Below are 4,569 nucleotides of genomic sequence, written 5' to 3' on the forward strand. Positions count from 1 at the left end.
AGTAGTAGGTGTACCAGGATCAGCTTTTGGAAGTATGGGAGAAGGTTATCTGAGATTCTCATTTGCTAATTCAGATGAAAACTTAAAAGAAGCAGTAAACCGTATAACCGAGCATATAAAGAAAAAATATTAACATATAAAAAATAATCATAAAATGTCAACAAGTCAATATGAAGAGCATAAAGGATGAGTAGAGGGCTAAAATTATTTGGCAAGTAAGAAATTTCATTTTTTTTACAATTTATCAGATAACTATATGCTGTTATTTAATCTGAGATATTGCTCAAAAACTAATATGAACCCGATTATTAGTTATTAGTTGAAGATAAATTAAAAATTAAAAGGTAATTTATGTAGATCCAGATGTATTAGATGTATTAATAGTAGTAAAAGTAAATAGATAACACTATAAAGAAAAATTACTTAAAATATTTATATTCTATAAATAAAATATCTTAAAATTTTATAAAATACTTAAATGTAATACAGCCTTTATTTTACTGATTTAAGGAGGTTAAATATGGTTAAAAAAAATCATCTCCAAGCCCATAAAAAATCAATAAAATAAGTAGAAATTAACCAATAACCTTCCTGAAACCCTTATTAGATAAGGGTTTTAAGGGTGGAGGTGAAAAATAAAATATAGGTGTATTAAAAGCCTTGCAAGACAAGGGTTCATAGTTTTTTGAAAGGTACAAAATAAAACGTAAAGGAGAAAAGAAAATGAGAAAAAATTACTTAGCCTTAATTGGTAATATAATTGATGGAACAGGCAAAGATCCTATTGAACGAGGAATGGTTATTGTTGAGAATGGAAGAATAACTACAATAGGAAAAAGAGATAATATCCCATTACCAAAAGATGTGAACGTTATCGAGGGAAATATATTAATGCCTGGAATGATTGATGCTCATGTCCATATGTGTGTTAATGGGGAGCCTGATACGATTAAAGTATTTTTTGATTCCACTTTATCAACCTATGCAATTAAGGCAACCGTTTATGTAAAAAAATCTCTAGAAGCTGGATTTACCACCTTAAGATCTGTAGGAGAGCCTGGATATTTAGGAATATCAATAAGAAATGCTATCAATCAGGGGATTATTCCTGGGTCTCGAGTATTAACTTCTGGTCCTCTCCTTTCAGCTACCGGGGGTCATGGGACTTTTCTCCCTCCCTGGCTTAGTTCTGAAATAAATATGGGCATATTTGCTGATGGCGTAGAAGAATTGCGTAAAGTAGTAAGAAAATTAATCGGAACAGGAGTAGATTTGATTAAAATCTGTGCAACTGGTGGTGTAATGGATATTGCCACTGAACCGAGTGCTCAGAATTATAATTTAGATGAAATTAAGGCGGTTACTTTTGAGGCTCATAAATTGGGTCGTAAAGTAGCTGCTCATGTTGAAGGTTTAAGTGGAGCAAAGGATAGCATTCGTGGTGGAGTGGATACAATTGAGCATGGTGTTGAGTTAGATGAAGAAACTATTCAGATGATGAAAGAAAAAGGGACTTTTCTTGTGCCAACACTTGTTGCTGTTTATAATGCTTGTGAGTATGGAGTAAAAGGTGGTATGCAGGAATATGCTATAAGAAAAAATGAAAAATTGAAGGAGAAACTTTTTGCAAGTTTTAAATTAGCTTATCATTCAGGAGCGAAGATTGTAATGGGGTCGGATACAGGAACAGCATTCAGCCCACACGGGAACAATGCTAAAGAACTTGAACTATATGTTGAAAATGGGATGAGTCCGATGGAAGCAATTGTCTGTGCCACTAAAACAGCCAGCGAAGCAATTGGAATCCAGGAAAATATTGGTACATTAGAGCAGGGGAAAACAGCTGATATTTTGGTTTTGGATAAAAATCCATTAGAAGATATTAAAATTTTACAAAATAAACAAATGATTAAGGCAGTAATAAAGGAAGGTATTGTTTTTTTTGAGAAGTAAATAAATTGTGGCAAAATTTTCAAATAAAAGAAGTGTTTTCTCAAAGCGTCTATTTAAAGACTATTTTTATTATCTCTTATTTAGCCGTTTTTTAACTTTCCTATATTTTTCATGCTCTATATAAATATTATTAGTGTAAACTTTAGTAGGGTAGTTAGAATGATTTAAAGAAAAAATTATTTTGGTATTTGTTTTTTTATTATGGAAGTTTTTGATAGCCAATTCAAGTTATTTTAATTACTTTTACGGAGAATATAGCACAGACTCAAAAAACACCTTATTTGAATCTGGCAACGGTAGACATAAAAAGGATAAGAGTTATTATTCTTAAAAAAAATTATATTATAGAAATCATTTTTGGAATCGAGGAAATTGTGTAAGAAATATAAAGCTGGATGAAAATAAAATAATAAAATATATAAAGCGTAAAGCATCAATAAGAAGAAAAAGAAAAAAAGAAGATAGACAAACAGGAATTTGGTTTTTTTTAGAGGTCTTTCCTAAAACTACCTACTATGTAGGTGGAGTGTTTACTTATTTTATATTTTAGTAAATGTAAATAACAGGAGTTATATATGCTTAAATGGAAAGTATTGATTACTAATTATCAATTTTTAGATATATACTATGAGAAGAAAATGTTATCTGATATTGGTGCGGAAGTAATTGAAGCTCAATGTAGAACAGAAGATGAAGTTATCGAAAAAGCTAAAGGAGTGGATGATTTAATAGTGGAGCGTGCACCGATTACAAAAAAGGTAATTGAATCATTGCCTCAGTTAAAAGTTATCGCTCGTTATGGAATTGGTATTGATGTAATTGATTTAAAAGCAGCTAGCGAGCATAAAGTGTTTTGTATTAAATGTGCCTGATTATTGTATTAAAGAACAAAGGAGCTCTTGGTATAGATAACCTAATAGTAGAAAACCTTAAGCCCTATCTTTGTCAAAACTGGTTATCCATCAGTGAACAATTACTAAAAGAAGAATATAAATCTCAACCCGTTTTACGGGTAGAGATTCCCAAACCTAACAGAGAAAAGAGGTTATTGGGGATACCTACAGTCATTGACCGTCTCATTCAACAGGCCTTACTACAAATACTGACAGATATCTTTGACCCTGGATTTTCTCCCTTTAGTTTCGGCTTTCGCCCTAATCGAAAGGCACATGATGCAGTAATAAAAGCAAAACAATACATAGAAGAGGGATACCAGTGGGAAGTAGATATAGACATAGAAAGATTCTTTGATCGTATAAACCACGATATGCTTATGGCCAGAGTAGCCCGTAAGGTAAAAGACAAAAGAGTACTAAAACTAATCCGTCTTTACCTTCAATCAGGAGTTATGGTAAATGGAGTTAAAGTACTCGCCAAGGAAGGGACACCCCAAGGTGGTCCTTTAAGTCCTCTACTTGCCAATATAATACTTGATGACTTAGATAAGGAATTTGAACCTCCCCCGCTTTACTGGACACCAGGTTAAGAGCTATAATTAAATTAAAGGAGGTTAAAGAAAACATGGAAGGAAATCGAAGACAATATAGTGAGGAATTCAAGAAAGATGCAGTCGAGCACAGTCTGACATCAGAAAAAACAGTGGTAGAAGTAGCCCAGGACCTGGGGATTGCCCATAGTAATCTAAGGAGATGGCGTACCCAATATGGCAAAAACGGAGAACTAGCCTTCCCCGGGAATGGCAATCAAAAGCTCACCCCACAAGAAGAAGAGATTAGAAGGCTAAAGAAAGAGCTTTATGATGTCAGGCAGGAGCGTGATATATTAAAAAAAGCCTTGGCCATCTTCACCAAGAAACCGTAGATTTATTCCGGTTTATCCGGGAACACACTGATAGGTTCAGTGTCACGAAGATGTGCCAGGTACTGGAAGTTTCCCGGTCTGGGTATTATTATTGGATGAAATATCCTATAAGTAAGAGAAAGATAGAAGACATGAAATTAGAACAGGAAATAGTCCAAATATACAATAACAGTCGTAGGACCTATGGCAGTCCCCGTATCCATCAAAAACTGGTCCGGGAAGGCTATAGTATTGGCAAAAAGCGGGTAGAAAGAATAATGCAAGAATTAGATATTTGTGCTGTGGCCAAAAAGAAATACCGAGCCACCACTGACTCTAATCATTCCCAGCCGGTGGCAGAAAATCACCTCAATCGTAAATTTACACCAGACAAACCCAATCAGGCCTGGGTAGCCGATATCACCTACATCTATACCCAAGAAGGTTGGCTCTACCTGGCTACCATCATGGACCTGTATTCCCGGAAAATCATCGGCTGGTCCCTGAGAAACAGATTAACCAAAGAATTAGTCATGGCAGCATTACACATGGCCATGAAACAGAGAAAACCCTCTTCTAGTTTGCTGTTACATTCAGACCGGGGCAGTCAATATGCCAGTGAGTTATACCAGACATTACTGAAAAGAAATGGTATACTATGTTCTATGAGTCGCAAAGGGAATTGCTGGGATAACGCGGTCATGGAGAGTTTCTATCGCACCTTAAAGATAGAATTAATCTATCAGAGAAACTACGAAACGAGAATACAAGCCCGAAGAGATATATTCGAATACATTGAAATTTTTTATAACAGAA

At 34.5% G+C, this 4,569-nt stretch carries 5 protein-coding genes and 1 pseudogene; all 6 read left to right on the plus strand.

Going from position 1 to position 4,569, the window contains the following annotated elements; translation table 11 throughout:
• Positions 1 to 133 (plus strand): pyridoxal phosphate-dependent aminotransferase (locus NTU69_11810; protein MCX5804193.1); only part of this gene is annotated, 133 nt, incomplete at its 5' end.
• A 590-nt stretch (positions 134 to 723) separates the two neighbouring features.
• Positions 724 to 1,953: an amidohydrolase family protein gene (locus tag NTU69_11815; protein MCX5804194.1), complete on the plus strand. Its 1,230-nt coding sequence runs from the start codon at positions 724 to 726 to the stop codon at positions 1,951 to 1,953.
• 575 nt (positions 1,954 to 2,528) lie between these two features.
• A complete protein-coding gene (locus NTU69_11820; protein ID MCX5804195.1) occupies positions 2,529 to 2,825 on the plus strand; it encodes a hypothetical protein in 297 nt (98 codons plus the stop codon).
• Positions 2,816 to 3,403, plus strand: a pseudogene (locus tag NTU69_11825) (reverse transcriptase domain-containing protein). Before NTU69_11820 ends, NTU69_11825 begins: the two are co-directional and overlap by 10 nt.
• 71 nt (positions 3,404 to 3,474) lie before the next feature.
• The gene (locus tag NTU69_11830; protein ID MCX5804196.1) at positions 3,475 to 3,774 is read left to right on the plus strand and encodes a transposase; all 300 of its coding nucleotides are present in this window, start codon (positions 3,475 to 3,477) and stop codon (positions 3,772 to 3,774) included.
• Between the two features lie 14 nt (positions 3,775 to 3,788).
• Positions 3,789 to 4,569, plus strand: a 781-nt coding sequence (locus NTU69_11835; GenBank protein ID MCX5804197.1) for an IS3 family transposase, incomplete at its 3' end; no start/stop codon positions are given.

The organism is Pseudomonadota bacterium, from assembly GCA_026388215.1.
Classification (GTDB): Bacteria; Desulfobacterota; Syntrophorhabdia; order Syntrophorhabdales; family Syntrophorhabdaceae; genus JAPLKF01.